The 2,817-nt window shown below is 59.6% G+C and carries 3 protein-coding genes; all 3 read left to right on the top strand.

Annotated features, from left to right (window positions below):
- Positions 1 to 112: 112 nt before the first annotated feature.
- The 3 genes from ACTO5E_RS10695 to ACTO5E_RS10685 all read left to right on the top strand — a co-directional run bounded on the left by ACTO5E_RS10695 (position 113) and on the right by ACTO5E_RS10685 (position 2,666).
- Positions 113 to 394, top strand: coding sequence for a hypothetical protein (locus ACTO5E_RS10695; protein WP_482303520.1), 282 nt, complete (start codon positions 113 to 115; stop codon positions 392 to 394).
- A 100-nt stretch (positions 395 to 494) separates the two neighbouring features.
- Positions 495 to 1,826, top strand: coding sequence for a branched-chain amino acid transport system II carrier protein (gene brnQ / locus ACTO5E_RS10690; RefSeq protein WP_482303519.1), 1,332 nt, complete (start codon positions 495 to 497; stop codon positions 1,824 to 1,826).
- A gap of 105 nt (positions 1,827 to 1,931) precedes the next feature.
- The gene (locus ACTO5E_RS10685) at positions 1,932 to 2,666 is read left to right on the top strand and encodes a nitroreductase family protein (protein WP_482303517.1); all 735 of its coding nucleotides are present in this window, start codon (positions 1,932 to 1,934) and stop codon (positions 2,664 to 2,666) included.
- Positions 2,667 to 2,817: the final 151 nt, after the last annotated feature.

The raw sequence follows: 2,817 nt of genomic DNA, 5'->3' as shown, positions 1-2,817 counted from the left end.
CACTTGGATATTGATGCATTTTCCCCAGCTCCCGCTTGTTTTTTTCCCTATTATCTTCCACTCCGCCTTTTTTGTCAAAAGATTTTAAACAGGCTCTAAGGCGGAGTACGCCTTGCTGTCTTACATGGAATATGCCGGACGGATGCAGAAAACCGGGGATCATGACCGCTTTGCCCAGGCGGTGGCCCGCTATTTCACGGTGAGACGGCAGACGGGCAGCGACTGGCTTTACGCCTTTGAGGGAGCGGACGCCAAAAGGCGCTGCCTGGAAACCTATCCGCAAATGTATTCCATGGCTCAGGCCATGTACGCCTTTGCAAAAGAGACCGAGGAATTCAAGGCCGTCGCAATGACCGACGGCCCGGACGCCTGGCCCGATCCCAAAAGAATTTGAGCCCTCCTTTTTTCAGACCCTGGACTTTCGCCGTTTATCCTTCCCAACGGGCACATTTTGTGATACTATGGGGGGCAGAAAAGAAAAGGAGGACCCTTCCTTGAATGAAAAACTCACCCCCCGCCAGCTGACCCTCATCGGCTCCATGCTTTTGGGCCTGTTCTTCGGGGCGGGCAACCTGATTTTCCCTCTGATCCTGGGGGCTAAAGCTGGACAGAACCTGCCCGCCGCCCTCCTGGGGCTTCTCATGACCGCCGTGGGTATCCCTCTTCTGGGGGTCATGTCTATTGGTCTTGCCCGGAGCGAGGGCCTGCTGGACCTATCAGGCCGGGTGTCCCCCCGGTTCCGGCTTCTCTTTACCTGCGCCCTGTATCTGACCATCGGGCCCCTGTTCGCCATCCCCCGCTGCGCCGCCACCAGCTTCACCATCGGCCTGTCCCCCTTCGTGGGAGAAAACCCCTGGCTTTGGCAGCTTGGGTTTTCCCTGTGCTTTTTTGGGGCGGTGCTGTTTTTCTCCCTGAAACCATCCAAAATTCTGGATTCCGTGGGGAAATTTCTGAACCCGGCCTTCCTTCTCTTTCTGGGAATTATGCTGGTCACGGCTCTCATCAAGCCTGTCCAATCCGTGTCCTCGGTGGCTCCCAGCGGGGACTATATCCACTCCGCCTTTTCCGCCGGTTTTTTGCAGGGCTATGATACCCTGGACGCCCTGGCCAGTCTGGCCTTTGGCATCATCGTCATTCGGACCGTCCGCCAGCTTGGGGTCACTGAGCCGGGGCGGGTGGCGGTGAGCACAGTGAATTCCGGGGTGGTGAGCATGTCCCTGATGGCCCTCATCTACGCGGCCACCGCCCTGGTGGGAGCCCAGAGTTTTGGGCTCTACGCGGAACGCCTCTCAGACCCCGGCTTTACAGGGGGCTATGCCTTCGCCATCATCGCCCGCCACTATTTTGGCCCGGGGGGCGCGCTGCTGCTGGCGGTCACGGTGACCCTATGCTGCATGAAGACCGCCGTGGGATTGGTGACCTCCTGCGGGGAGACCTTTGAGGAGATGTTCCCCGGCAGGCTCTCCTACCCCAAGTGGGCGGTGCTGTTCAGCGGCGCTTCCCTGCTCATCTCCAACTTTGGTCTTTCCAAAATCATCGAATTTTCCGCCCCGGTGCTCTACTTCCTCTATCCCCTGGCCATTGTACTGATTCTGCTGGGACTTTTGGGGCAGTTTTTCGGCCACGCCCGCCCTGTCTACCAGTGGACCATGTGGTTCACACTGGCTGCGGCGGTGCTGGAACTGTGCCGGGTGGTGCGCTTCAAGCCCGTGGCCAGCCTGGCGGGGCGGGTCCTCCCCTTCTATACCTACGGACTGGGCTGGGTGATCCCGGCGGCCCTTGGATTTGCCGTGGGAATGATTTTGAACCGGCGGCACAGGACATGATCGTCCGCACCCTGACGCCCCCGGGTCGGAGATGCGCCCACGAGCAATTCGACCTTTGAAAGCCCAGCAGGAGCATTTGACATATTAACGAAAGGGGACTTTGACGTGAACGAGATTCTAACCGCTCTGCACAGGCGCAAGTCCGTGCGGGCATACACCGGAGAGCCTGTCTCAGCGGAGCAAAAGGAGCAGATTTTGAGGGCCGCCTGCGCGGCGCCTACCGCAGGTAACCAGCAGCTCTACACCATTTTGGATATTACAGATCAGGGCCTCAAGGACAAGCTGGCCGTCTCCTGCGATAACCAGCCCTTCATCGCAAAGGCGGAGGTCGTGCTGATTTTCTGCGCGGACTGTCAAAAGTGGTATGACGCCTTTGCCGCCGCCGGCTGTGAGCCCCGTCCCCCCAGGGCGGGGGATCTGATGCTGGCGGTGACCGACTGCGCGATTGCCGCTCAAAACGCGGTAACCGCAGCGGACAGCCTGGGGCTGGGCTCCTGCTATATTGGAGACATCATGGAACAGTGCGAAACCCACCGGGAGCTGCTCAGCCTTCCCAGCTATGTATTCCCGGCGGTCATGCTGGTGATCGGGACGCCGACCCAGCAGCAGAGGGAGCGGCCAAAGCCCGAGCGATGCCGCCTGAAGCACATCGTCCACGAGAACACATACCGCCGCATGGGCCCGGAGGAGCTGCAGGAAATGCTGGCCCCCCAGGCCGGCCAGCGGCCCTACGAAGAGTGGCTGGCCGCCTTCTGTGAGCGGAAATACCAGTCCAGCTTTTCCCGGGAAATGTCCCGCTCTGTGGAGGAATATCTAAAATCATTCCAGCAGGGGTCCTGAACAGCCAATCACCAAATAAAGACGGAGGCCAAAAGGCCTCCGTCCTATTTTTATTCGATGTTCTGCCCCTCCAGCCCCAGGAAACGCTCCATACAGGCGGCAGTCTCCGCCGCCCGCGCCACGGTGTCCATCTCGCAGAACACCCGCAGCA

The organism is Acutalibacter sp., assembly GCF_056800975.1.
Note: the sequence above shows the minus strand (reverse complement) of the source record. Positions and strands in the feature narration are given on the sequence as shown.